The organism is Bradyrhizobium sp. 25ACV (assembly GCF_054863005.1).
The window spans coordinates 1-276 of the sequence record NZ_JAVAYO010000077.1 but is presented as its reverse complement, the minus strand read 5'-3'; the positions used below and the strand labels follow the sequence as shown (position 1 = coordinate 276).

The 276-nt window shown below is 67.4% G+C and carries 1 protein-coding gene; it reads right to left on the bottom strand.

Annotated features, from left to right (window positions below; translation table 11 throughout):
- The coding region (locus RAD04_RS38645) for an acyl-homoserine-lactone synthase (protein ID WP_461627964.1) at positions 1 to 219 on the bottom strand (219 nt) is incomplete at its 3' end.
- Positions 220 to 276: the final 57 nt, after the last annotated feature.

The following is a 276-nucleotide window of genomic DNA, read 5'->3' as shown; positions in this document are numbered from 1 at the left end:
CGGCAGCAGCCGGGCCGATCCGAGATGCGTGTCGTCCGGCCCTGCGAGGATCAGATAGGTGGCGTGGACGTCGTCGAACTGGTCGACCTCATAGGCGCCGTCGAGGACGGGAACGTCCCATTTGAGCAGGTCGACGAAGACCGACTTGCGAGCGGCGAACATCGCCCGGAGGACCGCGTCAGATGCCGGGCGCGCGGCGGATTGAAGGACATGCAGCATGGGTCTGGCTCCCTGACCGTGATCGGCCAAGGGTCAGCGAGAAGCCGGCTGCGCCGC